Source organism: Bacterioplanoides sp. (genome assembly GCF_965226395.1).
GTDB lineage: Bacteria > Pseudomonadota > Gammaproteobacteria > Pseudomonadales > Oceanobacteraceae > Bacterioplanoides.
Genome location: NZ_OZ245358.1, coordinates 3,198,011 through 3,223,894, shown reverse-complemented (window position 1 = coordinate 3,223,894; position 25,884 = coordinate 3,198,011). Strand labels below are relative to the sequence as shown.

The 25,884-nt window shown below is 47.5% G+C and carries 24 protein-coding genes; 9 read left to right on the top strand and 15 right to left on the bottom strand.

Annotated elements, in window-relative coordinates; genetic code table 11:
- Positions 1-61 precede the first annotated feature (61 nt).
- From ACO05E_RS14710 to ACO05E_RS14685, 6 genes are all read left to right on the top strand, one after another.
- Complete coding sequence (locus tag ACO05E_RS14710; protein ID WP_421722749.1) at positions 62-565, top strand: FixH family protein; 504 nt, start codon at positions 62-64, stop codon at positions 563-565.
- A gap of 25 nt (positions 566-590) precedes the next feature.
- Complete coding sequence (locus ACO05E_RS14705) at positions 591-3,119, top strand: heavy metal translocating P-type ATPase (protein ID WP_419810247.1); 2,529 nt, start codon at positions 591-593, stop codon at positions 3,117-3,119.
- Between the two features lie 3 nt (positions 3,120-3,122).
- Positions 3,123-3,302: a cbb3-type cytochrome oxidase assembly protein CcoS gene (gene ccoS / locus ACO05E_RS14700; RefSeq protein ID WP_419810246.1), complete on the top strand. Its 180-nt coding sequence runs from the start codon at positions 3,123-3,125 to the stop codon at positions 3,300-3,302.
- Between the two features lie 8 nt (positions 3,303-3,310).
- Entirely contained in the window at positions 3,311-3,988 is a 678-nt protein-coding gene (locus ACO05E_RS14695) for a sulfite exporter TauE/SafE family protein (protein WP_419810245.1), read from the top strand.
- Between the two features lie 72 nt (positions 3,989-4,060).
- A complete protein-coding gene (gene fnr, locus ACO05E_RS14690; protein WP_419810244.1) occupies positions 4,061-4,828 on the top strand; it encodes a fumarate/nitrate reduction transcriptional regulator Fnr in 768 nt (255 codons plus the stop codon).
- 126 nt (positions 4,829-4,954) lie between these two features.
- Positions 4,955-5,926 (top strand): enoyl-CoA hydratase/isomerase family protein, encoded by a 972-nt coding sequence (locus tag ACO05E_RS14685; protein ID WP_419810243.1) that lies wholly within the window; start codon positions 4,955-4,957, stop codon positions 5,924-5,926.
- A gap of 99 nt (positions 5,927-6,025) precedes the next feature.
- Here ACO05E_RS14685 and ACO05E_RS14680 read toward each other — a convergent pair whose 3' ends face one another.
- The 4 genes from ACO05E_RS14680 to fadB form a co-directional block, all read right to left on the bottom strand.
- Positions 6,026-7,354, bottom strand: coding sequence for a spinster family MFS transporter (locus tag ACO05E_RS14680; protein WP_419810242.1), 1,329 nt, complete (start codon positions 7,352-7,354; stop codon positions 6,026-6,028).
- Between the two features lie 243 nt (positions 7,355-7,597).
- Positions 7,598-8,407, bottom strand: a complete 810-nt coding sequence (locus ACO05E_RS14675) for a spermidine synthase (protein WP_419810241.1) — start codon at positions 8,405-8,407, stop codon at positions 7,598-7,600.
- Between the two features lie 92 nt (positions 8,408-8,499).
- A complete protein-coding gene (fadA, locus tag ACO05E_RS14670) occupies positions 8,500-9,687 on the bottom strand; it encodes an acetyl-CoA C-acyltransferase FadA (protein ID WP_419810240.1) in 1,188 nt (395 codons plus the stop codon).
- 25 nt (positions 9,688-9,712) lie between these two features.
- Positions 9,713-11,860 (bottom strand): fatty acid oxidation complex subunit alpha FadB, encoded by a 2,148-nt coding sequence (gene fadB / locus ACO05E_RS14665; protein WP_419810239.1) that lies wholly within the window; start codon positions 11,858-11,860, stop codon positions 9,713-9,715.
- A gap of 383 nt (positions 11,861-12,243) precedes the next feature.
- On the opposite strand from fadB, the gene ACO05E_RS14660 reads away from it, so the two are divergent.
- The gene (locus ACO05E_RS14660) at positions 12,244-13,026 is read left to right on the top strand and encodes a hypothetical protein (protein WP_419810238.1); all 783 of its coding nucleotides are present in this window, start codon (positions 12,244-12,246) and stop codon (positions 13,024-13,026) included.
- 30 nt (positions 13,027-13,056) lie between these two features.
- Here ACO05E_RS14660 and ACO05E_RS14655 read toward each other — a convergent pair whose 3' ends face one another.
- The 3 genes from ACO05E_RS14655 to ACO05E_RS14645 all read right to left on the bottom strand — a co-directional run bounded on the left by ACO05E_RS14655 (position 13,057) and on the right by ACO05E_RS14645 (position 14,973).
- Positions 13,057-13,257 carry a hypothetical protein gene (locus ACO05E_RS14655; protein WP_421722748.1) on the bottom strand — a complete coding sequence of 67 codons (201 nt, stop codon included), beginning with the start codon at positions 13,255-13,257 and terminating at the stop codon, positions 13,057-13,059.
- A 188-nt stretch (positions 13,258-13,445) separates the two neighbouring features.
- The gene (locus ACO05E_RS14650) at positions 13,446-14,627 is read right to left on the bottom strand and encodes an ammonium transporter (RefSeq protein WP_419813627.1); all 1,182 of its coding nucleotides are present in this window, start codon (positions 14,625-14,627) and stop codon (positions 13,446-13,448) included.
- A gap of 169 nt (positions 14,628-14,796) precedes the next feature.
- On the bottom strand, positions 14,797-14,973 hold the full coding sequence (locus tag ACO05E_RS14645; RefSeq protein ID WP_419810236.1) for a hypothetical protein: 177 nt from the start codon (positions 14,971-14,973) through the stop codon (positions 14,797-14,799).
- Positions 14,974-15,156: 183 nt separating this feature from the next.
- Between ACO05E_RS14645 and ACO05E_RS14640 the strand changes: the two genes are divergently transcribed.
- On the top strand, positions 15,157-15,759 hold the full coding sequence (locus ACO05E_RS14640; RefSeq protein WP_419810235.1) for a hypothetical protein: 603 nt from the start codon (positions 15,157-15,159) through the stop codon (positions 15,757-15,759).
- A gap of 31 nt (positions 15,760-15,790) precedes the next feature.
- On the opposite strand, the gene ACO05E_RS14635 is transcribed toward ACO05E_RS14640, so the two are convergent.
- From ACO05E_RS14635 to ACO05E_RS14605, 7 genes are all read right to left on the bottom strand, one after another.
- Positions 15,791-16,765, bottom strand: coding sequence for an endonuclease/exonuclease/phosphatase family protein (locus ACO05E_RS14635; RefSeq protein WP_419810234.1), 975 nt, complete (start codon positions 16,763-16,765; stop codon positions 15,791-15,793).
- 130 nt (positions 16,766-16,895) lie between these two features.
- Positions 16,896-17,198, bottom strand: coding sequence for a hypothetical protein (locus ACO05E_RS14630; RefSeq protein WP_419810233.1), 303 nt, complete (start codon positions 17,196-17,198; stop codon positions 16,896-16,898).
- 45 nt (positions 17,199-17,243) lie between these two features.
- A complete protein-coding gene (locus ACO05E_RS14625; protein ID WP_419810232.1) occupies positions 17,244-20,054 on the bottom strand; it encodes a hypothetical protein in 2,811 nt (936 codons plus the stop codon).
- 239 nt (positions 20,055-20,293) lie between these two features.
- Positions 20,294-21,477 (bottom strand): IS3 family transposase gene (locus ACO05E_RS14620; protein WP_419810231.1). Its coding sequence is split into 2 segments (ribosomal slippage): positions 20,294-21,195 and positions 21,195-21,477, totalling 1,185 coding nucleotides; the frame shifts between segments, so codons are not numbered across the junction.
- 297 nt (positions 21,478-21,774) lie between these two features.
- Positions 21,775-23,418: a chaperonin GroEL gene (groL, locus tag ACO05E_RS14615; protein ID WP_419810230.1), complete on the bottom strand. Its 1,644-nt coding sequence runs from the start codon at positions 23,416-23,418 to the stop codon at positions 21,775-21,777.
- Between the two features lie 58 nt (positions 23,419-23,476).
- Positions 23,477-23,770 (bottom strand): co-chaperone GroES, encoded by a 294-nt coding sequence (locus ACO05E_RS14610; RefSeq protein ID WP_255860124.1) that lies wholly within the window; start codon positions 23,768-23,770, stop codon positions 23,477-23,479.
- A gap of 190 nt (positions 23,771-23,960) precedes the next feature.
- Positions 23,961-24,461: an FxsA family protein gene (locus ACO05E_RS14605; protein ID WP_419810229.1), complete on the bottom strand. Its 501-nt coding sequence runs from the start codon at positions 24,459-24,461 to the stop codon at positions 23,961-23,963.
- A gap of 242 nt (positions 24,462-24,703) precedes the next feature.
- On the opposite strand from ACO05E_RS14605, the gene ACO05E_RS14600 reads away from it, so the two are divergent.
- On the top strand, positions 24,704-25,552 hold the full coding sequence (locus tag ACO05E_RS14600) for an AraC family ligand binding domain-containing protein (protein ID WP_419810228.1): 849 nt from the start codon (positions 24,704-24,706) through the stop codon (positions 25,550-25,552).
- A gap of 10 nt (positions 25,553-25,562) precedes the next feature.
- On the opposite strand, the gene ACO05E_RS14595 is transcribed toward ACO05E_RS14600, so the two are convergent.
- Positions 25,563-25,739 (bottom strand): hypothetical protein, encoded by a 177-nt coding sequence (locus ACO05E_RS14595; RefSeq protein ID WP_419810227.1) that lies wholly within the window; start codon positions 25,737-25,739, stop codon positions 25,563-25,565.
- Positions 25,740-25,884: the final 145 nt, after the last annotated feature.

Genomic DNA, 25,884 nt, shown 5'->3' with positions numbered 1-25,884 from the left:
AAAACCGTCCAAGTCGTTAAACTTGGGCGGTTTTTTTATCCCGGTTCAAACTGAGAGCATTATGAAGCCCGAGAATCAAGAAAAAGTAACCCGGTTTTACCAGGAACCACTGATGCTGATTGTGATCGGCATTCCGATTCTGGCCGTGATCTGGGGCAGCATCATGCTGACAACCGCGCTGAAAACCAAAGACTCTCTGGTGAGCGACAGCTATTACAAAGATGGCGTCAGTTATACCGAGAATCAGTCTTGGGACGACAAGGCCCGCTCTCATAAAATCACCGCCACCGCGACATTTACCGCGGATGAAATGCGCCTGTCACTGGAAGGCTTGCTGGACGAATACCCAAACACCCTGCAGGTACAACTGGTACATCCGACTTTGGAAGACCGCGATGTGACGCTACTGCTGCAACAACTGGCGGATGGTACTTATGCCGGGGTTAACGATATCGAATTGCCGAGCCGTCGCCGTATCTGGGTCGATAGCCCGGAACAAGGCTGGCGTATCCGCGCCTATCCGCTGATTGAAGCAGGCGAAGTGATTGTCCTGAAAGCGCAATAATCTTTCCTTTGTCAGTGAGTGAGCGATGACAAGCGCTGAAACACATTCTGTTTTACCCGATGCAGCTTCCAGCCCTCATCAGGGGCTAGTCTTTGGTCCCAACACGCCCTGCTTCCATTGCGGCGAGTTAACCGATGAAGGAAGCCGTTGGGCCACCGAAATCGATGGCCAGCAACAACCCATGTGTTGTCCGGGCTGTAAAGCCGTGGCAGAAACCATTATTGCCAGCGGCCTGAAAGACTATTACAAACATCGCACCGAACTGCCGGAGCTTAGCCCGGCCAACAGCGACGACACCGATCTCACCGCCCGCGACACCCTGAAGCTCTACGACTCAGCCGCCTTACAAAAAGGCTTTGTTGCACACTTGAGTAAAAATGATCAGGGACAGAGCGGTCATTACGCCGAAGCCACCCTGATTATTGATGGCATCAGCTGCGCCGCCTGTGCCTGGCTGATTGAACATAGAGTCAATCAGCTCAGTGGTATTGAAAATGCGGTGTTAAATATGTCGAATCATCGTCTGGTGATTCGCTGGCGCTTTGATGAAATTCCGCTCTCCAGCATCGTCGAAGCCATTTATCGCCTCGGCTATCGTGCTTCGCCGTTTTCCGCTACCGAGCAGGAAGCGCAGCGCAGCAAAGAAAGCAAACAAGCCATTCGCCGTCTGGCGGTTGCCGGTATCGGCATGATGCAGGTCATGATGATTTCGGTGCCGCTGTACGTTGGCATGGCCACTCAGTACGAAATTTTTATGCGCTTTGCCGCCATGGTGTTAACCCTGCCGGTGGTGCTGTTCAGTGCCAAGCCATTTTTTATGGCGACTATCAGGGATCTAAAAACCCGCCATTTAACCATGGACGTGCCAGTCTCACTGGCGATTATTCTGGCCTTTACCTCCAGTATCTGGAGTACCTTTAATCAGGGGCCGGAAGTGTATTTTGATTCCGTTTGTATGTTTACCTTCTTCCTGTTGCTCGGCCGTTTTCTGGAAATGCGCGCCCGCCACCGCATGGGCAAAGCCGGTAACAACCTGATGACGTTATTGCCGAATGTGGCGTTAAAGGTAGTGCCGGGACAAGACGACGAAGTAATCAGCAGCGAAGAGATTCAGGTAGGCGATATTCTGCGTCTGAAGCCTGGCCACGCTATCCCAGCTGACGGCCTTGTGGTTGATGGTCAGAGCTCGGTAGATGAAGCCGCACTGACCGGTGAGTATATGCCAATCAACAAATCGGTTGGTGATTCTCTGATTGGCGGCACTTTTAATGTCGAAAACCCGATGCAAATGAAAGTAACCGCCACCGGTGCCGAAGCCCAGCTATCCACCATCATGCGCCTGATGGATCGCGCTCAACAGGAAAAACCGCGTGTTGCGTTGCTGGCCGACAAAGTCGCCAGCCATTTTGTCGCCGCCGTATTGCTGATCTCCGGCAGTGTGTTTGGTTTCTGGGCCTGGCAAGGTGATGAGCATGCGTTTTTTATTGCCTTATCGGTACTGGTGGTCACTTGTCCATGCGCCCTGTCTCTGGCAACACCGACGGCACTGACGGCGGCCACCGCAGCATTACGCGAAGCCGGGCTGCTTATCAGTAAAGGCCATGTATTAGAAACCCTGACTCAGGTTGACCGGGTGGTGTTTGATAAAACCGGCACTTTAACTCAGGGAAAACTGTCGATTGAACAGGTGATTCCTCTTAACCAGCAAACAGAGCAACGCGTACTGGAGCTGGCTGCCGCACTGGAGCAGCATTCGACTCATCCGATTGCCCGTGCTTTTCAACATATTGAACCGGCGAACAGCGCCACCGATATCGAGCAGATTCCGGCACAAGGTATTCAGGGCACCATTGCCGGCCAGCGTTATAAACTGGGGCACTCGGCTTTTGTCTCAAATCAATCGGCTTTTGCCTCACACCAGGCACTGCAGCAACCAGAAGACAGCGAAGGTCAGTGGTTATTGCTGGCAGATGAGCATCAGCCGCTGGGCTGGATTCAGGTGAATGACTCATTACGCAAATCGGCCTATCGACTGCTAGCCGGATTGCGTCAGCGTGGTATTAAAACGGCATTATTAACTGGCGACCCCAGCGGTTCCGGCGAACGGGTTGCCAGCGAGCTGGACATTGACGAGTTGCGCACTGGCGTTTCACCGGCAGAAAAACTGCAACAGGTCAGCCACTGGCAACAACAAGGCGAGCGCATTCTGATGGCCGGTGACGGCATCAACGATGTACCGGTTCTGGCTGGGGCGGATATTTCTCTGGCCGTTAACGAGGCCACCGATCTGGCGAAAACCAATGCCGATACCGTGCTGACCAATGGCCGCTTAGAAGTGATTCTCGCGGCTCTTGATGGTGCTGTTGCTACCCGTCGTAATATTCGTCAGAACATTGGCTGGGCGCTGGGGTATAATCTGATTGCATTACCCATTGCCGCCGCCGGATTAGTTCCCCCCTGGGCCGCCGCGATTGGCATGTCATTAAGTTCATTGATTGTTGTTACCAATGCTCTGCGCCTGACACGCATTGGCCGCCTCATCCGGGAGAAGTAAATCGTGGATATTATTTACGTTCTGGTACCTCTGTCACTGGTACTGCTGGCCGTTGCCATTGGCATTTTTTTCTGGGCGGTTAAAAACGGACAGTTTGACGATATGGATTCTCCGGCTCATAAAATTCTGTTCGACGACGATGATGATCTGCCGAAAAAACACGACTCCTCTGATCAAATCTGATACCGGCAATGAATGAACCCCTATCGCTGTTAACCGCCTTACTGCTGGGTTTATTTGGTGCCAGCCACTGCTTAGTGATGTGTGGTGGCATCGCCGCCGCCAGCGGTGCCGCCGCCCATCAAACCCATAACAAGGTAGCTACCCTACTGGCCTTTAACAGCGGGCGCATATTGTCGTATGCCATTGCTGGCATGATGGTTGGTTTTCTCGGTCTCTGGTTGCAGCAATTACACGATGGATTGATGCTGTCGTTGCGTTCATTAGCGGGCGTAATGCTGATTCTGATGGGCTTATACGTGGCGCGTTGGGCCAGCTGGCTGACCCGCATCGAACAACTAGGACAAGCCCTGTGGAAACACCTGCAACCCTCTGCCGGAAAACTGATGGCGCAATCATCACTGCGTTCCCGGGTTGCATTGGGCATGTTATGGGGCTGGCTGCCCTGCGGCCTGATCTACAGCACTCTGAGCTGGGTGGCTGCCAATGGTGATCCATTACTTGGCGCTCTGACCATGGCCACTTTTGGCTTAGGCACTCTGCCGGCGTTATTTGCTGGCGGACTGGCGGCTGCCAGTCTCAGCCGTATTCTGAATCACACCTTAACCCGACAGCTTGCTGGACTATCGCTGATAGTTTTTGGACTCTGGACACTGGTTTCTATTTGGCTTCCTGTTCTTGACAGATAAGCCTATCACTAGGAACATATGCCCAGTTGTTTATAACAGTCCCGTCCCGGGATTTTCGTTGCAGGCTTTATTATGAAACCATCTGCTGTATCAGCCCCATTGCGTGGCACTCAACCCCATTGTCAGACCTGTTCGCTGAATGCCCTGTGCCTGCCTTTGTCATTAAATGATACCGATATGGAGCGCCTCGACGATATTATCCGTCGTGGTCGCCCGATCCAGAAAGGCCAGCTGTTATTTCAGCAAGGGGAAGCATTTCAGTCGGTATTTGCGGTACGTACCGGCGCATTAAAGACCTACACCCTGGCTTCTAACGGCGAAGAACAAATCACCGGTTTCCATCTGGCCAGTGAGCTGGTTGGTCTGGCTGGCTATAACAACGAATACTACCCGTTATCCGCTAAAGCACTGGAAACCACCACCGTTTGTGAGATTCCACTGACCCAGCTGGATGAGCTGGCCGATGAATTGCCCGATCTGCGCAAACAGCTGATGCGCACCATGGGCACCGAAATTCGCCATGATCAGAACATGATGCTGTTGCTGAGTAAGAAAAATGCGGAAGAACGCGTTGCTTCCTTCCTGATTGATATTTCCACTCGTTATGCCCGTCGTGGTTTTTCTGCAACACATTTCCGCCTGCCAATGTCTCGGGTCGATATCAGTAATCATCTGGGGCTGGCGGTTGAAACCATCAGCCGGGTATTTACCCGCTTCCAGAAAAACGGACTGATCGAAACTCAGGGCAAAGAAATTATTCTGCAAGATCTGGATCTGCTGAAAGACATGGCAGGCTTATTATCCGAAGAAGAATGCAGCCAAACGGTCGAAGAAGAATAAGCCGTTTTATTATTGCCCCACCAGAATAACAGCTTATCGAAAGCGCCCGGATTTTATCCGGGCGCTTTTTTTATGTGTTTTAATAAGGCCCAATAATTATTATCCATTCCCACCCGAGGCCTGATTATGAGTTGCCAGGTAACCCTGACGATTGAGCAGCATATTGCCACCCTTTGTTTCAGTAACCCCGACTATCAATACATGACTGTTGAATTACTGGAGCAGATTCAACAGGCTTTTATCACAGCAGAAAACGACCCTCAGGTGCGGGTTATCGTTCTTAAAAACCAGCAACCCGGCTATTTTATTACGCACTACTCACTGGATGAAATTAATCAGGTGCTGGAACTGCCGATGAAACTCAAGCCCTGGCTGAAACGATGGTTTCCAGCAACATTGCGGCTGTCGATGGCACTGTCGCGTCAGCTGATTCATCTCGATCACTGGGCCAGCACTCAGCGCCTATTAGACAAGCTCACAAACAATACCTTACTGCAAGGCACCATTACCTACGCCCGGGTGAATCGGTTTTTATTACGGCTGCGACAGAGCCAAAAACCGGTGATTGCTATGCTGGCAGGAAACACTCAGGGGTATGGAATGGAGTTGGCATTAGCCTGTGACTTCCGCTTAATGGCTCGTGGAGACTACCATTTAGGGCAAATTGAATCGCTGATTGGTCTGATTCCCGGCTCCGGCGGTATGCATCATCTGGCACGTTTAACTGGTACCGCCAAAGCGATGGAATTATCCATGCTGGGAACCCGTTTAAAAGCCGACGACGCCGAACAACTCGGACTCATTTATAAAGCCTGTGACGAAGATGTGCTGGAGCAGGAGTGTTATCAGTTGGCACAGCAGCTCTGTTTACGCAGCCCACTGTCACTCAGTTATATCAAACGAAATATTAATCGCGGTCGCAGTCTGGACTTTGCTCAGGCCATCAAAATGGATGAAGTGGGATTTATGGACAGCGCCTGTACCCCGCAGGCCAGTGACACCTACCAGCAACAGCAGCAGCGTCTGAATCAGGGCGAGAGTATCAATAACAGCTTTGAACACTGGCAGCAGACGGACTTAAACCAGACTGTGAAGTGAGCCTAAAGTAGACACACATAAAACAAACGTGGCTGACATGAAAAAACCATGTCAGCCACGTAAGAGGAGTAACAAGCATAGATGCTGGCCGATATGAAATCAGCTCGTGTGTGACGCCTGCATATCTTCATTAATATGGCGACTGGCGCTGGTAAACTGCCAGATACCCACGGCCGCAGCGACAAAGGATACGATCAATACCGAATAGCCAACCGAGCGGGTACCAAAATCATCGCTCAGCATGTCACTACCAATACCAATCAGGAATGGCCCTAATCCTAAACCAATAATATTGGTGGTAAAGAACAACACAGCCGATGCTAAGGCGCGCATTCTGGCTTCAACCATTCCCTGTACCATCGCAATGCTCGGGCCCATAAATACTGTCGCCATGGTTGCTGGAACCATAAACAGGCTCAGTACCAGATACATGGAATCCAGCGTGTAGGTGAAGTACAGGAAAGGTAAGGTGATCACCACCGCAGCGGTTGGCACCCAGGTGTACCAGCGACGATCCTGACGGCCTTTTTTATCCGCCAGATAACCACCCACCAGTGTTCCTAAGCCACCCAGAATACCACTGCCTAACGCCAGCCAGGTACCGAGTTCACCGGTCTGGATTTCAAAATTACGCAGCATATAAGGCGCAAACCAGATCGCACCGCCATAACCAATCAGGGTAAAGCAGGAAGCGCCAATCGCCACATGACGGAAGGCTTTTTTGCCCATCATCATTTTCATCGACGCCATAAAGGACGGCATTTCACCACTGCTTTTGATGGCATCCGTAGCGCCACGTACCGGCTCACGAATGGTGAACTGCAGCAACAGGGCAATCAGAATGCCCGGCACACCCACAATAATAAAGGCCATGCGCCAGCCATAATATTCGTTAATCCAGCCACCTAATAAGAAGCCGAATAAAATACCAATATTCAGGCCAACCGAATAAATCGACAACGCCGTGGCGCGTTTTTCTGGTGGGTAGATATCCGAAATAATCGAGTGCGCTGGGGGACTGCAACCGGATTCACCCACACCAACACCAATACGGGCTAATAATAACTGCGGAAAGTTTTGCGCCATGCCACACAGCACGGTCATCAGACTCCAGGTGCCCGTAGCAATACTCATGATGCTGCGGCGTACCCAGCGGTCCGCCAGGCGGGCAACTGGAATCCCCATAATGACGTAAAAAGCAGCGAAGGCGATGCCGGTTAACAGGCCCAGCTGAGAATCACTCAGGCCCAGATCCTGTTTAATCGACTCTTGCAAAATCACCATGATTTGCCGATCAATAAAGTTAAAGGCATAGGTGATGGTTAACAATAATAAAACGTAATTGCGATACAGCTTACTGTCGTAAGGCCGATCATCATTACGCACAACCTCTCCTGACGAGAGCGCCGTGCCTTGATTGTCTGGCATGTGTTTATCCTGGGCAGTAAAACTGCGGTTTTTATCTTTATTCTGTCAAGCCAACCCAAAGGTTGATGCACTGATGTCAACGGATACTAATTAAGACATTGATCTGAGACAAGTCGATTATTTTTATACCGTGAGCAATACTCCCTTTCCACTACAGACATATTTATCCAGAGACACACGGAAACGGTGTCATGCCCGGTTTATCTGACAGCTGTTTATCTGGCAGCTTTATCAGGTAGCTGTTTATCTGGCAACTTTATCCGGTAAAACCAGCAAACTCTCCAGCCAGGTGTGTTCTTCCTTCGGGTTGAATAATCCCCCCTGCGTCTCACAGCTCACCTGCACAGTCTCAAACGGCTGCAAACGAGCAAACACCACCACATTGCGATAGCCTGGCAAACCAGCGATACGCACACAAGGAAAGTATTGGCGAATCGCCAGTAAATGATCACGCAATTGCTCGTCGCTGTCGGGGATCAGGTTGATGGCCAGACAACCGTCAGCAGCCAGCAGTGACGCAGCGTATTCACAATGGCTTAACACATCCGCGGGCTCACTCTTGGTCAGATGATCAACCACAATCATGTTGTAATCTGCACCCGCATTATCGAGTTGCTGCTTCAGAAAACGCTCCGCCTCCATCGCAAAGATGGTCAGGCCACTATCGCCTGTCTCTGCTGGGACAATAAAGAATTCCTGCATCGCGGTGATCAGAGCAGGATTCACTTCCACCGCATGTAATCTGACATTCGGCATCAGACGCGCAAAAAAGCGCTCAACAGAAGCACCTCCCATACCGAGGTTCAACACCCGAAAGCGCTCAGCTTTCTCCTGATAGCGGGCAAAATAGCGCGCCAGCAGCATCAAGCGAACTGTTGGCAAATAAGGAATATCCGGGTGATCCATATCGATGACCGCCTGCACCGCACGATCGCCAAAACTGAGCCAGCGCAGACTGCCCTTTTGGTACAGGATGAAACTGTCATCCTCTGGCTGGAATAACAATTGACTGTTGCTTTTCAGATTGGCCAGATCTTCGCCTTTGGTAAACACGTTACCAGCTCCTACATCATTCAATTTTCTGTTGCGTATAAACCAAAAAACCCGGCTAAAGCCGGGTTTTTTCTGCATTAATCTAAATCAGATTACATGCGCTCCCAAACGGTCGCGATGCCCTGACCCAGACCAATACACATGGTGGATACACCGTATTTCGCATCTTTCTGCTCTAATACGTTGATCAGAGTCGTCGAGATACGAGCACCGGAACAACCCAGTGGGTGACCCAGTGCAATTGCACCACCGTGGATGTTAATACGATCTTCAGCGATGTCATTCAGCTTCAGATCTTTAACACATGGCAGAGACTGAGCAGCGAATGCTTCGTTCAGTTCCCAGTAGTCGATGTCGGTAGTTTCCAGGCCAGCACGCTTCAGTGCTTTCTTGGTCGCAGGAACCGGGCCGTAACCCATGATTGCTGCATCAACACCGGCAACCGCCATACCCAGGATACGAGCACGTGGCTTCAGACCCAGTTCCTGAGCTTTTTCGTAGCTCATCAGCAGCATGGCAGACGCACCGTCAGTGATCTGAGAAGAAGTACCCGCAGTTACGGTACCGTTCTTAGGATCGAATGCCGGACGCAGGTTACCCAGGCTTTCTGCAGTGGTTTCCGGACGAATGGTTTCGTCTTCAGTTACCAGAACTTCTTTGCCATCGGCATCGTGACCGTACATTGGAACGATTTCGTTTTTGAAGTCACCGTTCAGAGTCGCAGCGTGAGCACGACGGTGAGAACGCGCAGCGAACTCATCCTGTTGCTGACGGGAAATACCGTGCATTTTGCCCAGCATCTCAGCAGTCAGACCCATCATGTTAGACGCTTTAGCAGAGTGCTTAGACGCTTCTGGGTTGTGGTCGAAACCGTGCTGCATGTTAACGTGACCCATGTGCTCAACACCACCTACAACGAATACATCGCCGTTGCCGGTTTGAATCGCCTGAGCCGCAGTGTGGATTGCAGACATGGCTGAACCACACAGACGGTTAACGGTTTGTGCACCGGCTTCTTTTGGCACAACAGAGGTCAGAGAGATCTGACGTGCAACATTGAAACCTTGTTCCAGAGTCTGGTTTACACAACCCCAGATCACGTCTTCAACCAGCGCTGGATTAACACCAGTACGCTCGAACAGTGCGTTGATCAGGTTAGTAGAGATGGTTTCTGCACGTACGTTGCGGAATACACCACCTTTAGAACGACCCATTGGTGAGCGCACTGCGTCAACAACAACAACGTCTCTTGGCCCGATTGGATTTGGCGTGTTAGACATAGTTAAATTCTCCTAATGCGCTCGATTAACCGAAGTAGCTTTCGCCGTTCGCAGCCATTTCACGCATGCGATCGGTTGGTTTGTACAGGTTGCCCAGGTCAGCGAACTTGTCACACAGAGCAACAAATTCAGCCATGCCCACAGTGTCCATGTAACGACATGCACCACCACGGAATGGAGGGAAACCGATGCCGAAGATCAGACCCATGTCTGCTTCGTTTGGTGTATCAACGATGCCTTCTTCGATACAACGAGCCACTTCGATACACATTGGAATCATGCAGCGTGCGATGATTTCTTCTGCGTCGAATTCTTTACGCTCAGCAACGACTGGCTTCAGCAGTTCGTAAGCCACTTCGTCGACAACTTTCTTCGGCTTGCCTTTCTTATCGGTTTCATACTTGTAGAAACCTTTGCCGTTCTTCTGGCCGTAACGTTCGTTTTCGAACATCACATCCATACCGGATTTGAAGTCAGCCTTCATACGATCCGGGAAGCCTTCCGCCATCACTTCGTTAGCGTGAACGCCAGTATCGATACCGACAACGTCCATCAGGTACGCAGGACCCATTGGGAAACCGAACTTCTCCATTACCTTATCAACAGCCTGGAAGTCAGCACCGTCACGTAACAGGCCAGCAAAACCACCGAAGTAAGGGAACAGTACACGGTTAACCAGGAAGCCCGGGCAGTCGTTTACAACGATTGGGGTTTTACCCATTTTCTTAGCGTAAGCAACCACGGTAGCAACGGCTTCTTCAGACGTTTTCTTACCACGGATTACTTCAACCAGAGGCATCATGTGTACTGGGTTGAAGAAGTGCATACCCAGGAAGTTTTCTGGACGCTTCAGGTCTTCAGCCAGCAGGTCGATGGAGATGGTAGAGGTGTTAGAAGTAACGATAGTGTCTTCGCTAACGTTGTCTTCCAGCTCAGCCAGAACCATTTTCTTAACTTTTGGATTCTCAACAACTGCTTCAACCACAGTGTCAACATCACCAAATTCAGCATAAGACAGCGTTGGACGAATGCGGTTCAGGGTTTCACCCATTGCCAGCGGCTTCATCTTCTTACGCTCAACACGCTTGGCCAGCAGCTTGTTCGCTTCGTTCAGGCCCAGCTCGATACCAGCTTCGGCGATATCTTTCATCATGATTGGCGTGCCTTTAACAGCAGACTGGTAAGCAACACCACCACCCATGATACCAGCGCCCAGTACAGCAGCCTTATTAGTTGGCTTAGCTGTTTTTTCGTAGGCTTTGGCTTTTTTCTTCAGCAGCTGGTCGTTCAGGAACAGACCAATCAGTGCTTGAGATTCAGTGGTTTTTGCCAGAGTAGCAAAACCTTTAGATTCCAGAACCAGTGCTTTTTCACGGTCAGCAGTAGCCGCTTTTTGCATGGTTTTGATCGCTAAGATCGGCGCTGGGTATTGACCTTTGGTCTGACCAGCAACAAAACCTTTAGCTGTTTCGAATACCATCATTTGTTCCATGGTGTTCAGTTTCAGCTTAGATTTTTTCTCTTCGCGACGCGCTTCCCAGTTGATGTCACCGGCAATCGCAGATTGCAGCATAGCAATCGCTTGTTCCTGCAGCTTGTCAGCCGCAACAACGGCGTCAACTGCGCCGTCTTGTAATGCTTTCTCAGCCTTGTTCTCAGCACCCATGCAGATCCATTCGATCGCATTATCAGCACCAATAACGCGTGGCAGACGAACCGTACCACCGAAACCAGGCATCAGGCCCAGTTTTACTTCTGGCAGGCCAACTTTGGCTTTGTCAGACATAACACGCAGGTCAGCAGACAGACACATCTCGAAGCCGCCACCCAGAGCGATACCGTTGATCGCAACCAGAGTCGGAACAGGCAGGTCTTCAAACGCGTTAAAGATAACGTTTGCTTCAGAAACCCATGCTGCAATTTCTTCTTCGCTGTTTTTGAATGCATCGCCGAATTCGGTGATGTCGGCACCAACGATAAAGACGTCTTTACCAGAACTTACCAGTACACCTTTAACGTCACCGTTGCCTTGAATCGCTTCAACTGCGGCCTTCAGGTCTTCCAAAGTAACACGGTTAAATTTGTTAACTGAGTCACCTTGCAGATCGAATTTTAATTCGGCGATACCGCCTTCGATCATATTTACCGTGATGGCTTTACCTTCGTAAATCATCAACTGATCTCCACTTGGGTTAGCTTGAGCTGATTTGTTTAATCATAATCAGCATTTTGCTTGTGAGTGAACCAACGCCCTGATTGTTCGCTGAGCATTAAACAACCAATTCATACGAGCGTTTGAATCCGTGCCGCACACCTTCGGCCAAAGCCAATCGAAAGTCAATACATGAACACGAAATGCCCGCAAGCTGATCATTATTTGCACAACCATTTGAAATTCCCACTACTTCAACCTCAGGCATTCATTTAATCAGACTATTGCCTAAGACACCTTTTTGTAACCTTTTGTAACCAGCTATAGGGCTAAAAACGCCTTTCACATACACTCGGCCCTGTTCAGTCGTTCAAAAAACAAAAAAAATAACGGTGATGAATATCATGATGACCCGATTTATTCAGATTCTAGCGCTCCTGCTACTGGCCAATACGGCCTGTGCCACGCCACAGCAGCTATTAACTGAACTCCAGCAAATGCGCCTTATCAGCACTAACATTGTTACAAATTTCTATATGTTTACCGGGCTCGATGCCGACGCAAAATACAATCGCAAAATGCAGCAGGCGATTGAGAAGTTTGAAGCTTCCATGAAAAACGCCAATGAGCTGGCTGAAGCCAACAACGTGACGGGCAATATGGCGTCAATTAACAGCGAATGGCAGCGTTTTTCAGCATTACTGGATACCAACCGCAAAGATATGGTCAGCAATGGCTTCCCGGAAGTGCTACTGGTTGATGATATGGATCGTTCCGGCCAGCAAATTGTGAAACAGCTGACCGACACCTACGAACAGGTACAGGAGTCCAGTGGCATCAAACCACCAGCCGCTGTTGAACAATCACGTAATCTGGCGCTGTTAATGGAAGAAATTACCTCACAGTACACAGCCCGTGCCACCACGAACCTGGGGCAGGTTTTTATGGGCAATTCCGAGCGCTCATTAGAACAAATGGCAGACGAGTTTCAGCTGGGTCTGGATGAATTACAACAGACGTTAGCCAATAAAGGGGCTGATAATATTTTGCAGAACATCAACAGCAAATGGCGGTTTATGTCGAACTCGGTGAAAAACTACAACGAAAACACCGTTCTGTTTCTGGTGGTAAGTTATAACGACCGTATTCTGATGCACCTGAAAGAGCTGGAAGAACGTTTTCAGTAAATCCTTTCCCTGAATTAAACAGCACCCTACTCAGGAAAAACCGGATAAGACGGATCTTATCCGGTTTTTTTTATCGCTACGATTCCCCAATAAACCAAACCAGAACAGCCCTTCAAAGACTAAACCCAGCAATAGAAAGGCAATGCCTCCTTTAGGGATACCGAAGGTATAACAGCCGATCGCCGCGAATAAACACACCGCCAGCAGTACAAACCGTTTCATAAAAGCCACATTCGATCCTCCATAAAAGTGACTGCTCCGTCATATTGCTACAACAGGTTGCTAACGGCCAGAGCCTGCTGCTCGACATATATAAGGAAGGAGTAGATATAGCGGCAGGAATAAGAGGCATAAAAATGCCCCGCCAGCATAACTGGCGGGGCATTGATAAATACTCAGCTTAAAGTCAGCCTAGTGGCTTACTCAGCATCGCTGGTTGCACCAATTTTATGGATCGACAGGTCAGCACCGTTGAATTCCTGCTCTTCATCCAGACGGATGCCGGATACGGCTTTCACGATACCATACACAATAAAGCCACCAACGGTCGCCACAACGATACCCGCCAGCGTACCCACCAGCTGTGACATAAAGGTCACGCCGCCCAGGCCGCCCATGGCTTCTGTGCCAAAGATACCGGCCGCGATACCACCCCAGGCGCCACACAGGCCGTGCAGCGGCCATACACCCAGTACATCATCAAATTTCGGGAATTTGTTTTGCGCCAGAGTGAAGATATAAACGAACAAGCCACCCGCAACACCACCAATAACCAGTGCACCAATCGGATGTAATAAGTCAGAACCGGCACACACCGCTACCAGACCAGCCAGCGGGCCATTATGAATAAAGCCCGGGTCATTTTTACCGACAATCATCGCCACAATGATACCACCCACCATGGCCATCAGGCTGTTTACAGCCACCAGACCCGAGATGCCGTCCAGTGTTTGTGCAGACATCACATTAAAGCCGAACCAACCGACGGTCAGAATCCAGGCGCCTAATGCCAGGAAAGGAATATTCGATGGTGCAAAGGCCACAACACGGCCATCACGGTAACGGCCACGACGAGAGCCCAGCAGAGCAACCGCAGCAAATGCAATCCAGCCACCCACACCGTGAACCACAACAGAACCGGCAAAATCATGGAACTGAGCTCCAAAGGTTTCTTCTAACCAGCTCTGGAGGCCGTAGTTACCATTCCAGATAATGCCTTCGAAGAACGGATAAACAAACGCAACGGTTAAAGCCGACGCAATCAGAATCGGATAGAACTTGGCACGCTCAGCAATACCCCCGGAGACAATCGCCGGAATCGCTGCAGCAAAGGTTAACAGGAAGAAAAACTTAACCAGCTCATAGCCATTGTTTTCGGTCAGTTGCGTGGCACTGGCAAAAAAGTCCATGCCGTAAGCAATCTGATAACCGATAAAGAAATACGCCAGTGTTGAAACACCAAAGTCAGTAATAATTTTAACCAGCGCATTCACCTGGTTTTTATGGCGTACAGTACCCACTTCCAGAAAGGCAAAACCGGCGTGCATGGCCAGTACCATAATGGCACCTAACAGGATGAACATGGTGTTCGCACTTTGCATCAGTGTTTCGACTGCGCTGTTAATACTGGTTACGTCAAGATTTTCCACTTGAGTTCCTCTTTGATTGTTATGTTGTTTCGAGCCAACACCCTGAACTCTGATGGTTCATTTGGTGTATTCAGCAACCTCAACCCGAACGCCCTGTTTGTGGGCAAGCCAATTGAAATTGCTATCTTTGGCAGCAGATAAACAGCCGTTTAGCAGAATACATACCAATTTTGTCACCTTTGGCAGAAGCAAAGGGCAATTTTCGAGCAACACCAGCACCATTGCGGCCCACGCCCGCTTTATTTTTGAGCACAAGCAACACTCTCGGGCGAAATTTTGCAGCATAACCGAATGCCATAGGCACAACTTCTGTGCTCTTAAAAATCAGAAGCACCATTAATGTGCAAATATTAATTTTAATAATACCAATTTAAAAATAATGAACTTATTGGCATAAGTTGTGTCACTTGAGGTCATCCGGACTTATGTGCAACACCAAAACAAAACAGCCAATACAAGCCAAAAACAACGAGGTATCCCCATGGAATTCAATCCCGCGCGCACGATAAAAATTACCGCACTGCTGTTACTGCTGGCAGTGATCACTCAGGTTGGTTATACCGTCATGTACGTTGCAGAAATGAACCCGCCCAAGCAGTTTTTCTGGGGACTTGAAACCCTGTTGTTCACTATTCTGAGTGCCTTCGCAACGGCGGCTATGGTACAGGCCAAACGGTTTCAACTGGGCTGGGCCGCTATTGCCGCCAGCGCTGTCTTAAACGTGGTTCAGGTTAGTATCGGTTTGACCTTGTTTATACCTTTCCGCGAAGCAGCTGCTCAAACGGAGACGTTACAACCCCTTGCTCGTGCCATCGTTGCGTTATCTTTCGTGATTTATTACGCCGCTAAATTGTTGCTGGGCATGGCTGCAGTGGTCTTTGGTATGAACAGTATGAAAGACGGAAATAAAGCGCTGGGTGGCCTGACGGCATTACTGGGTGCGCTTGCGTTGGTCGCTAATGCCATCTTAATTACCTTTGGCCGTGATGGCTTCCTGCCTTCTCCGGTTGCCGGAGCTTCCGGGGTTGTGGCGACATTATTACTGGCGTTCTGTTTGATGAGTTTGGCGCGCGAAGAAAAGTGATTCGTTCTTCTTTAAGGCATCTCTGAATAATTCAGAGGTGCCTTAACTCAATAATAAGCGGCAAGTGATCAGAGCCAATGTTCGCTCCGGTACGTATATTCACAACCTGAAAGTGGTTACTCACTAAGCAGTGATCAATTGGAATCATCAGCAGCGGTGATGTTAATGATGCGGGCCAGGTTGGCAGAATGCCAAAGCCATTGCGGCAATTGCTTAGCCCGGCGAGCTCGGCACTCTGCTTAAACGCTGACGACCAGGGCGTGATATTAAAGTCACCCAGCATAATCACTGGTCCGGCTGGTTGTGCTGCTTCGGCAGCCGCCTGCAACAGCTGGGTATCACGCTGTTGCAGCATATCTTTTGTGATGGGCGGCAACGGATGGGTCGCCAGCAGGGTAATGCCCTCCCCTTTCGCCACACCTGTCTTTGTCCCTGCCAACTGGTATTGCAAAGCCAGGCTAGGAAAACCACTGATTCCCCAATAACGAACATCTGCCCTATCGAATGGCAGCTTACTGAATACAGCAATGCCAAAGTTATCGCTGCGGGCGATGGCTTTTTTAAACGGGTATGCCGATTGGATGGTTTGTAATGACTCAAGCCAGGCATCGGTAATTTCCAGTAACACCAGAACATCCGGGGATTCTTGTTGAATCAGGTTAATCAACCGCTGATGTTCATTATTAGAAGAATGAACGTTGCTTAGCAGTATTTTGTGGACTCTGTTTTCTGATATTTCATAGGAAGTTGATGGGATTCCTGAAAAATACAAAGGCGCAATGGTGTAACCATTAATAACCACTAGCAGGCCTGCGGCCAGGCTTCTGAAAGTGTCTTTTTGTAAAGCAAATATCGTTAGACAGAGCAGTGCTCCTACAAGGTATTGTAAGCGGAAATGAGACAGCAGCTCTGGAATATGGCCAGCGCTGCTGAAAAATCCAGCGATGCTGCAGATCGCCAGAATCAGGGTGGCGATGGTGAATGGTGTTTTAGCTACAAATTTCATCTAAGTGTTTATTGGTCATCCTGTACTTTACCATTGGTAATCTCAGCCTAAATTAGATTTTTGCGTCTGTTTTATCGGGGCAAGATCAGGGTTGAATCACAGTCGCTTGTTAAATGCTTTATTCAATGGCTTACTCATAGAACAAACCGTCTAAGTTACCCGACAACTCATTACCTTGCTCATCGGATATTGTGTAGATTTCTTGTGTGCCAGCTAAAGAAGCCGAGCCTTCTAGGCCGCAGATTAAATTGTAAGTTGATTCATTAATTGCTTGATGAATTAACCCAACGACTTGCTCTTTAGTTTCTTGAGGTAAACCAAAAGAATCTAATTTAGTGCCTACTTCTGTTTGCCCAGAAGAACCCTGAGCATACAAAGCCACCAAACTATCTATTTCTTTGCTTACATTCTCGATAAATTGCTCTGGAGTCATAATTTTCCTTGGCATTTAACGCTTGGTTCAGGTGCGCCGTAGGCGTCACTTGGAACCACTTGTTAGCGCATTAGCAAGGAATTCTACTCGTTCCAATAAATCAGATTGGTATTTACTGTCTTGACATTTTTCAAGAGCGATTTGACTCTCATCTAAAGCATATTTGATACACCCTAATGCTTCATGGCATTTACTGATCAGTTCATGGTAGATAGACAGCCTAGTTTGGGCATATTTGTCATTTTCAGCTTTATTTAGGCTTTCTTTTGCTACCTCTAATGCATCTTCATTATCATTATTTCCAAGCAGGGCCTCAGCTTTTCTATACAGTAACCAGTGATCAACTTTATCTTCGGGAACTTTGTCAATGGCCTTTAATGCATCTGTATAGTTACACGCAATTATAAAAGATTTAGCAACTGCTCGTGCAGCAAAAGATGTGAGTGTTTCTTTTTTACTTATCTCATCTGCGAACATAACACTAGAGTTGGATAGTTGCGTTGACATCTCAATTTTATTCATTCTTCCGGCTGCAATTGCAGTGTTTGTTAATGCTTCACATGCACTTACCCACTGTTTCCTTTCAACTTGCTCTGGTGGTGTAGATAACATCTCTGGGAACGTTTGAACTAAATTTACACAAATATCACTGTGTTGATACCCGAATATAGATGTGAAGGATACGAAGGCCTCGTAAAACTGATCAAGCCCTTCCAGCGCTGATAAAGCTATCACATCTGATAATGACCTTATTTTATCAGGACTATTACTTAGTTTTTGAATTAGATCTTTGTAAGACCTTAGCTTTGAAATTATTGAAAGAGAAACACGTAGAGGAATTTTAGATGACCCATGTAGAATTTCTTCTATAAGATGGACCATTGCTTTTTCACCATGTTCTTTAACAGAATCAGGAACACCATACTGTATACCAAGGTGTGCTATTTGGGCGTATGTAGCATGCCAGTCCGGCTTCAACTCAATCAGCTGAAGGCAACATGATAATGCATCATCATGATTTCCTGATCTCCTAAGAGCTTTCGCTTTATGATGAAGGAATTCAGCCTTGATGTCTGAATCAGTTGTTTCACCTTCAGCTCTATCATATGCTTCTACACAGTTTCTATAATATGCCTTCCGTTCATGATGACTCTCAATTGTATATGAGTGCGCTTCTTTCGCATCAATAATGCACATGATCAATGGCAAAGGAGAGTTGACATCTATTTCCCTATTATGTAGTAATTCATGAATCTCCTGTTTATGTTGATTATTAATTTGCAGTAGTGCATATGTAAGCCAATCTACTGTATTCTTATCTCTCTTTGTATGTTCTTGCAATATTACAGGGTAAGACAGGTGTATTTCTCTTAAAATACTTGGAGTCATTTCACCTTTGTATTTATCAATATAATCATTAACTTTGCTGGCTGTTTCAGAAGTTCTAATTTCTTCTCTTACTGCAATAGATACTAAATCATGAATTCTCAGAATACCTGTGGTGTTTGCAGGCATTAAAATAGACAAGTGTTGAAGGTTGTTACAGGGAATAATTCCTATTGCATAGCGTAGAAAGTTTATGTCGTGGGCATTGCAGCCAAATGATGCAATTTCTTTTAATGCATCATGCTCTCTAGAACCCAGCTTGCCGAGAATCTTTTGCATGACAGAAATGCCATCATCATTCTTCAGGACTTCAGGGTCATTTAGAACTTCATCATAAATATCTTCTTTTTCTACACCTTCCATATTGCTCAGTGTACGGGTCATGGAAAGAATGAGTGGCGAAAAACTACATGCATTAATAAACTGAAGGCATTTGTTACTTGCTTTCTTCTCTGGTAACCCTAGGATTTTTAAAGCAAGTGAACTTGAGTATCTGGGTACGGGGAAATATATGTCGGAATTAGGTGATGATTTTTGCGAAGTTATTAATACTACACCTCCTTTGTCGAAACCTTGTGAGAGTTCTTTAAAAGATTCTTCTTTTATCGTTGAGTTGATATTGTCAATGACTAGAATGGTTTTTGAAGTATTAAACAAACCGGAAATGTTTATTGGTACTCCCCCACGGGAGCGTTGAATTGAGCTTAAAGGGTTTCCAATCACCCAATCATCACCAGAAATCCATATATAGTTGTCAAAGCTCTTACCTGCATGATGGATGAAGTCGATTGCCAGCTGGGTTTTTCCAGAGCCACTTACCCCGTGAATAACACAAATATTCTTATTGTTTTCGAAGTGTCTTGCTATTAATTCGAGTATATCTTCGGCACGGATGTGATTGTCACATCTGGCTGGCACTTTTCCATAATATTCATAGTTGTCTAAATCTTGTGAAAACCCGGGGAAAAATGCTTTGTAGAAATCTGCACTTGATGGGTTTTGAATCGACTGCTCATAAATAGTTTTTGCAATTTCTCTGGAGTCAAGTATCTTAATTCTGCTTGCATATTTATTTGCAACTTCAGTTTTATTAAATATTGCTCGAAATGATGGGGGCTCTTCCTGGCTACAAATTAAATATATTATTTCAGGCCCGTCAGGGCTTTTATGAGATATCGCGTGATAAACATCTTTATCTATTTTCTCATAGACTGGTTTATCTTTAGTTCCTTGGTAATTGAAATAACTTTTTTCTGTGCTGTATTCCCCAACAACTGTTGAATCTTCCGAAAAGCTATCAACTGTGTACCCACTAGGCTTATAGTCTTTGTTGACCCCATGATGTATCATCTTTCTGCTTTCTTGTATTGAAATCAGATTATGACCTATCAGCTCTAGAGCTACCGCATCTAGACAGTTAATCTCATCAATTAAATTCTTTGTAATTCGTTTTTTTATGTGCTCAAACACAATAATGCCTTAAATAACTAATAGGTGGGGTAGGATTTGAGTATTTGGGGGCGCTAACATTTTAATTGTGAGCATGCGCGTTTGCATGGAATGCCCAAACTTCGGACATTCTCATAACTGACTGAATTCTTTACCGAAACTTCCATTTGATATAACTACCTTCCTTTAAAAGCGCACACGCCTGTTATACCTAATAACGAGACCCTGATCTTGCCCCGATAAAACGGACACATTACTTTTCATGCTGCTATTCGTTCATATTCCATTGGTGAACAGTAATTGATACCCGAATGCAGCCGTTTTCTGTTGTAAAAGTCATTAATATAACGAGCTAAAGAATACTTCAACTCTTCTGTCGTTTTAAATTCTGTCTTGCGTATCAACTCGGCTTTCAATGAATGAAAAAATGACTCCATATGTGCGTTGTCTGTACATTTCCCAGGCCTACTTAGGCTATGTTCAATACCATGCCGTCTCAGCTCTTTTTGATACTCTGCACCTCTATATTCAACACCACGATCAGTATGCAGTATCAGTGAATCTGATGGTTTTCGCTTACGTATCGCATTGATCAGCGTTCTTCGAGTGACGGCGGTTGTCCTTTTCGTATCAAGGCTCCAACCAATGATTCTTCGTGAGTAGAGGTCCATAATCACAGACAAGTAATGCCACTTATTTTTAACCTTGAGATACGTTACGTCAGCAACCCACACTTTATTTTTTCGCTCAGGAACTTCACCATCTGGCCGGAGGTTTCCTCCAGAAGCCAGAAAACGTCTCATACCTGGTGCTCGGTACGTTACCCTTGTGACTCTGGCAATGAGGCCCATATTGCTCACAAGCCGAGCTATACGCTTCTTGCTAACACTGATGCCCTGTTTATACAGTGCTTTCCAGATGCGTGGGCTTCCATATCGGCCTTCGCTTTGATTCCATATTTTTCTGATTAAGCCTTTAAGCTGATCATCTCTTCGATCTCGCGTAGAGGGCTTACGATTTAACCAGTCGTAATAGCCACTCCTTGATACACCAAGCCATTCGCAGGTTCGTTTAATGCCTAGCTCTTTCCCGAACTTCTTGATGAATCGATATCTTGCTGATGTTCCTCCGCAAGAAACCGTTGCCACTTTTTTAACAGATCAAGCTCCTGCTTCAACTTTTTATTCTCGGCTTCAAGCTTTTTCACTTTCGACAACTCTTTTTCTTGCTGGCTTGCTGCATCTGTCAGCTTTTTACGTTTGTCTGTCACGATCTTTCCTTCACGATATTCTTTCCGCCATCGTGACAGCATGAACGGGTGAATGTCGAGCGTATTAGCTACTTCTTGAACCTGAATACCTGAGATCAAACTCAACTGAACGGCTTTTACTTTAAACTCGTTGGAATATTGCCAGGTCTTTCTAGGGTTGTTGTACTTTGGCATTGGACACCTCAATCTTAATTAGATTTCGGTGTCCGTTTTATCGGGGAAGGATCACCCCGTTATTCCCATTGATATAACTAACAAGATCTTGATTCTGCTACAGATTTTCGTCGCTGACCAGTACAAACAGGCATCACTGACAATTTAGCGTTCCTATTGAGGCGCTAAATAGTAATTCTGAAGCAATCATACTGTTTATATACACACGAAAATAACAAACACCCACAAAAAAACCCGACTTAAAAAGCCGGGTTTTTTTCAGAGCTAAAAGCTAGCTTAGGTATTTATGAGCGATGATTACATCATGCCGCCCATGCCACCCATACCGCCCATGCCACCCATATCAGGCATTGCAGGAGCGTCGCCCGCTGGCAGTTCAGCAACCATTGCTTCGGTAGTGATCATCAGACCAGCAATAGAAGCAGCCGCTTGCAGAGAAGAGCGAGTTACTTTAGCTGGGTCCAGGATACCCATGTCGATCATATCGCCGTACTCACCAGTACCTGCGTTGAAACCGAAAGAGCCTTCGCCTGCTTTCACTTTGTCGACTACTACAGAACCTTCTGCACCAGCGTTTTCAGCGATCTGACGGATTGGAGCTTCCATCGCACGCAGTGCCAGGGTGATGCCTACGTTTTGGTCTTCGTTGTCGCCGTTCACTTCTACAGAAGCCAGAGCGCGAACCAGAGCAACACCACCACCAGCTACAACGCCTTCTTCTACGGCTGCGCGAGTTGCGTGCAGAGCGTCGTCTACGCGGTCTTTTTTCTCTTTCATTTCAACTTCAGAGCCAGCGCCAACTTTGATCACGGCAACGCCGCCAGCCAGTTTTGCAACACGCTCTTGCAGTTTTTCTTTGTCGTAATCCGAAGTAGAAGACGCGATTTCAGCGCGGATCTGCTCAACGCGGTTTGCTACGTCAGTTTCTGCGCCAGCGCCGTCTACGATTACGGTGTTTTCTTTGCTGATCACAACTTTCTTAGCGGTACCCAGCATTTCCAGAGAAGTGGTTTCCAGAGACATACCCACTTCTTCAGAGATCACTTGGCCGCCAGTCAGAATCGCGATGTCTTGCAGCATGGCTTTACGACGGTCGCCGAAGCCCGGTGCTTTAACCGCAGCTACTTTGAAAGTACCACGCAGGTTGTTAACAACCAGAGTTGCCAGTGCTTGGCCTTCAACGTCTTCCGCAACGATCAGCAGTGGACGACCCGCTTTTGCAACGCCTTCCAGTACTGGAATCAGTTCTTGCAGGTTGTCTACTTTCTTATCAACCAGTAACAGCAGCGGGTTTTCCAGCTCTGTGGTCATTTTTTCCTGGTTGTTTACGAAGTATGGAGACAGGTAACCACGGTCGAATTGCATACCTTCAACTACGTCCAGCTCGTCTTCCAGGCCTTTACCTTCTTCAACGGTGATTACACCTTCTTTGCCCACTTTTTCCATCGCTTCTGCGATGATGCGGCCAACGGTTTCGTCAGAGTTGGCAGAGATAGTACCTACCTGAGCAATCGCTTTAGAATCAGTACATGGCTGAGCTTGTTCTTTCAGAGACTCAACAACCGCAGCAGTCGCTTTGTCGATGCCGCGCTTCAGGTCCATTGGGTTCATGCCAGCTGCAACAGACTTCAGACCTTCGTTAACAATGGACTGAGCCAGTACGGTTGCAGTGGTAGTACCGTCGCCCGCTTGGTCATTCGCTTGAGACGCGACTTCTTTAACCATTTGTGCGCCCATGTTTTCGAACTTGTCTTCCAGTTCGATTTCACGCGCTACGGATACACCGTCTTTGGTGATGGTTGGAGCGCCAAAAGACTTCTCCAGAACCACGTTACGGCCCTTAGGACCCAGAGTTACTTTTACCGCGTCAGCCAGAACATTTACGCCGTTCAGCATTGCAATGCGGCCATCATTTCCAAATTTAACTTCTTTAGCAGCCATCAGACTTTCCTTTTAACTTGTATGTATTCAGTAGGTGTATTAACAAAAACCGGAAGGCTTACGCTTCCAGTACACCGTAAATTTCGCTTTCGTTCAGAATCAGTAACTCTTCACCGTCGATGTCGATGGTGTTAGAGCCTGAGTATTTGCCGAATACCACAATGTCGCCTTCTTTCACGGCTAATGGGCTGGTTTCGCCGTTATCCAGAACTCGACCATTGCCAACAGCGACAACTTCGCCTTGATTTGGCTTTTCAGCAGCCGCACCTGGCAGAATAATGCCACCAGCCGTTGCTTGCTCTTCTTCCTTGCGACGTACAACGACGCGATCGTGTAAAGGACGGATTTTCATTTGAAGTGTGCTCCAATTTTCCAGTAATCAGCCTGACGGAGTACGTTCTCCGCAAGGCAATAGGTATAGTTCAATTTCGTAGATAGGGTTAGATAAAGCGATTTCAACAGCTGATTATGAAATTTTTTTGATTTTCCCGGCGAGATTGCTAATTCCCTGCCGCAACTGTTGAAGTTTTGATCAGCATTAATCAGTCTTCACGCTTAAAGTCGCCTTCAATCACATTCTTAGGCCCATCGTTGCGATGGATATCATTCTGATCCGGCTGATACGGGTTATGTGGCCGCTCATGCTGCTGATATTGTTGATGCTGTTGCTGCTGAAAGCCACCCATCATCATTTTCGGTTTCAGCATTTTCATTACCGAACCTGCCATCGCACCACGTACACCCGGCATTAATAAAGAAAAGCCAAAGGCGTCAGTCAGAAATCCCGGAGTTAGTAATAAGGCACCTGCCAGTGCCAGCAAAAAACCTTCCGCCAGTTCCTGCGCTGGGATGCCACCTTCGGCTAAACGCTGCTGGGCTCGCATCAGGGTTGATAATCCCTGTAATTTCAGCAAGCGCACACCAATAATGGCGGTGATAAAGATCAGTGCCAGGGTCCATAACACACCAATATAAGAGCCCACCTGAATTAACACGGCCAGCTCAATCATAGGAACGATAATAAAGATCAATAAAAGAGGCACAGTGCTCTCCGCTTAGGTTTCAGATGGTTTAGGGGTGGACTTGGGTTTAAATTTAAAAACAAACAATACCAAGACCTGTTAACACTGTTTATATGGAGACAAACTTCAGAAGTTCAAGATACATCCATGCGCAATAACAAAGCCTGATTAAGCAATTTTGTACAATCACAAAGTGAGCACGGCTATTATGGTGCTGACTTAATGTCTGCCATGACCGAATAAGCTGTTATCACTGAATCCCCATGAGTTTATCTTCCCAGCATCCGAAGAGTGAATACGCGCACTATCACAGCAGTGAGGCAATGGGTGGCCTGGAGTTATTAGAAGCCCGTTTCGAAAACCATACCTTTACTCGCCATACGCACGAAAGTTATACCATTGGTGTTATCGAAGATGGTGCCCAGGGTTTTTACCGAACCGGAGATAACCATGTAGCGCCGGCTGGCACCGTGATTCTGGTCAATGCCGATGAAGTTCACAGTGGCCATTCAGAAACTCAGGGCGGCTGGGCCTATCGGGCGCTTTATCCCAAACCGGAACAACTCGAACAGCTGAACACTGATCTGAACCAGTCCACTGGGGTTAGCGGTGCACCTTACTTTCCCAACGCAGTGGTTCAGGATCCATTTCTGGCGCAGCAGCTGTATCAATTGCTGGCACTCGATCGGCAAAAGACAAGCTTACTGATGCAGGAGTCGGTGTTGTATGAAGTACTCCGAACCCTGATTCTGCGTTACGGCAAAAGTCGCCCAACGGAGGCATTGCCTGGCCGGGCTAAGAAGCAGTTAACTCTGGTGAAAGAATATCTTGATGACTACCCGGATTCGGATATTTCTCTGGAAGGGTTAGCCAATCTGGCAGGCCTCAGCCCCTACCATCTGAATCGCTCATTTAAAAAAGCGTTTGGTATACCGCCCCATGCGTATCAGATTCAGGCCCGACTGCGCCGGGCAAAAACCTTGTTACGCCAGGGTATGCCAGTGGCCGACGTTGCGGTTGCTACCGGCTTTCATGATCAGAGTCATCTGCATCGTAATTTCCGCAAAGCTCTGGGGGTGCCACCCGGACGCTATCAAAAAGCCTTCTCTTAGGGCTGTCCCCCTAAGGCCCTAGCCAGTTATCTCGCCAGTCCCTTTTGGTTTTCTTTTGCTGGTGCTGGTGCTGCTGTTGCGATTCCGACACATGACGCTCACCCGCTGCCGTCATTCGCTCCGCAAAGCCAATATGACTCAGATAAACCAGACAAAGAGATAGGCCAAATAAGATCACTGCTTTCATGTATTTCCTCCTGATTGAAGCATCACAATAGGGAAAACACGTGAACATCAATTGCATAAAATTGCGCAATTTACATATCAACCTGGCTGTAAACGAGTGCACGTTAAGCCCAGCGCTTGACGATATCGCGGTTTTAGATTCATAA

What these genes read in the sequence shown, in the direction of transcription:
- ACO05E_RS14710 (WP_421722749.1), top strand. Translation starts at nt 62, where the DNA reads ATGAAGCCCGAGAATCAAGAAAAAGTAACCCGGTTTTACCAGGAACCA.
- ACO05E_RS14705 (WP_419810247.1), top strand. Translation starts at nt 591, where the DNA reads ATGACAAGCGCTGAAACACATTCTGTTTTACCCGATGCAGCTTCCAGC.
- ACO05E_RS14695 (WP_419810245.1), top strand. Translation starts at nt 3,311, where the DNA reads ATGAATGAACCCCTATCGCTGTTAACCGCCTTACTGCTGGGTTTATTT.
- fnr (WP_419810244.1), top strand. Translation starts at nt 4,061, where the DNA reads ATGAAACCATCTGCTGTATCAGCCCCATTGCGTGGCACTCAACCCCAT.
- ACO05E_RS14685 (WP_419810243.1), top strand. Translation starts at nt 4,955, where the DNA reads ATGAGTTGCCAGGTAACCCTGACGATTGAGCAGCATATTGCCACCCTT.
- ACO05E_RS14680 (WP_419810242.1), bottom strand. Translation starts at nt 7,354, where the DNA reads ATGCCAGACAATCAAGGCACGGCGCTCTCGTCAGGAGAGGTTGTGCGT.
- fadA (WP_419810240.1), bottom strand. Translation starts at nt 9,687, where the DNA reads ATGTCTAACACGCCAAATCCAATCGGGCCAAGAGACGTTGTTGTTGTT.
- fadB (WP_419810239.1), bottom strand. Translation starts at nt 11,860, where the DNA reads ATGATTTACGAAGGTAAAGCCATCACGGTAAATATGATCGAAGGCGGT.
- ACO05E_RS14660 (WP_419810238.1), top strand. Translation starts at nt 12,244, where the DNA reads ATGATGACCCGATTTATTCAGATTCTAGCGCTCCTGCTACTGGCCAAT.
- ACO05E_RS14650 (WP_419813627.1), bottom strand. Translation starts at nt 14,627, where the DNA reads ATGCAAAGTGCGAACACCATGTTCATCCTGTTAGGTGCCATTATGGTA.
- ACO05E_RS14645 (WP_419810236.1), bottom strand. Translation starts at nt 14,973, where the DNA reads ATGGCATTCGGTTATGCTGCAAAATTTCGCCCGAGAGTGTTGCTTGTG.
- ACO05E_RS14640 (WP_419810235.1), top strand. Translation starts at nt 15,157, where the DNA reads ATGGAATTCAATCCCGCGCGCACGATAAAAATTACCGCACTGCTGTTA.
- ACO05E_RS14635 (WP_419810234.1), bottom strand. Translation starts at nt 16,765, where the DNA reads ATGAAATTTGTAGCTAAAACACCATTCACCATCGCCACCCTGATTCTG.
- ACO05E_RS14630 (WP_419810233.1), bottom strand. Translation starts at nt 17,198, where the DNA reads ATGACTCCAGAGCAATTTATCGAGAATGTAAGCAAAGAAATAGATAGT.
- groL (WP_419810230.1), bottom strand. Translation starts at nt 23,418, where the DNA reads ATGGCTGCTAAAGAAGTTAAATTTGGAAATGATGGCCGCATTGCAATG.
- ACO05E_RS14610 (WP_255860124.1), bottom strand. Translation starts at nt 23,770, where the DNA reads ATGAAAATCCGTCCTTTACACGATCGCGTCGTTGTACGTCGCAAGGAA.
- ACO05E_RS14600 (WP_419810228.1), top strand. Translation starts at nt 24,704, where the DNA reads ATGAGTTTATCTTCCCAGCATCCGAAGAGTGAATACGCGCACTATCAC.
- ACO05E_RS14595 (WP_419810227.1), bottom strand. Translation starts at nt 25,739, where the DNA reads ATGAAAGCAGTGATCTTATTTGGCCTATCTCTTTGTCTGGTTTATCTG.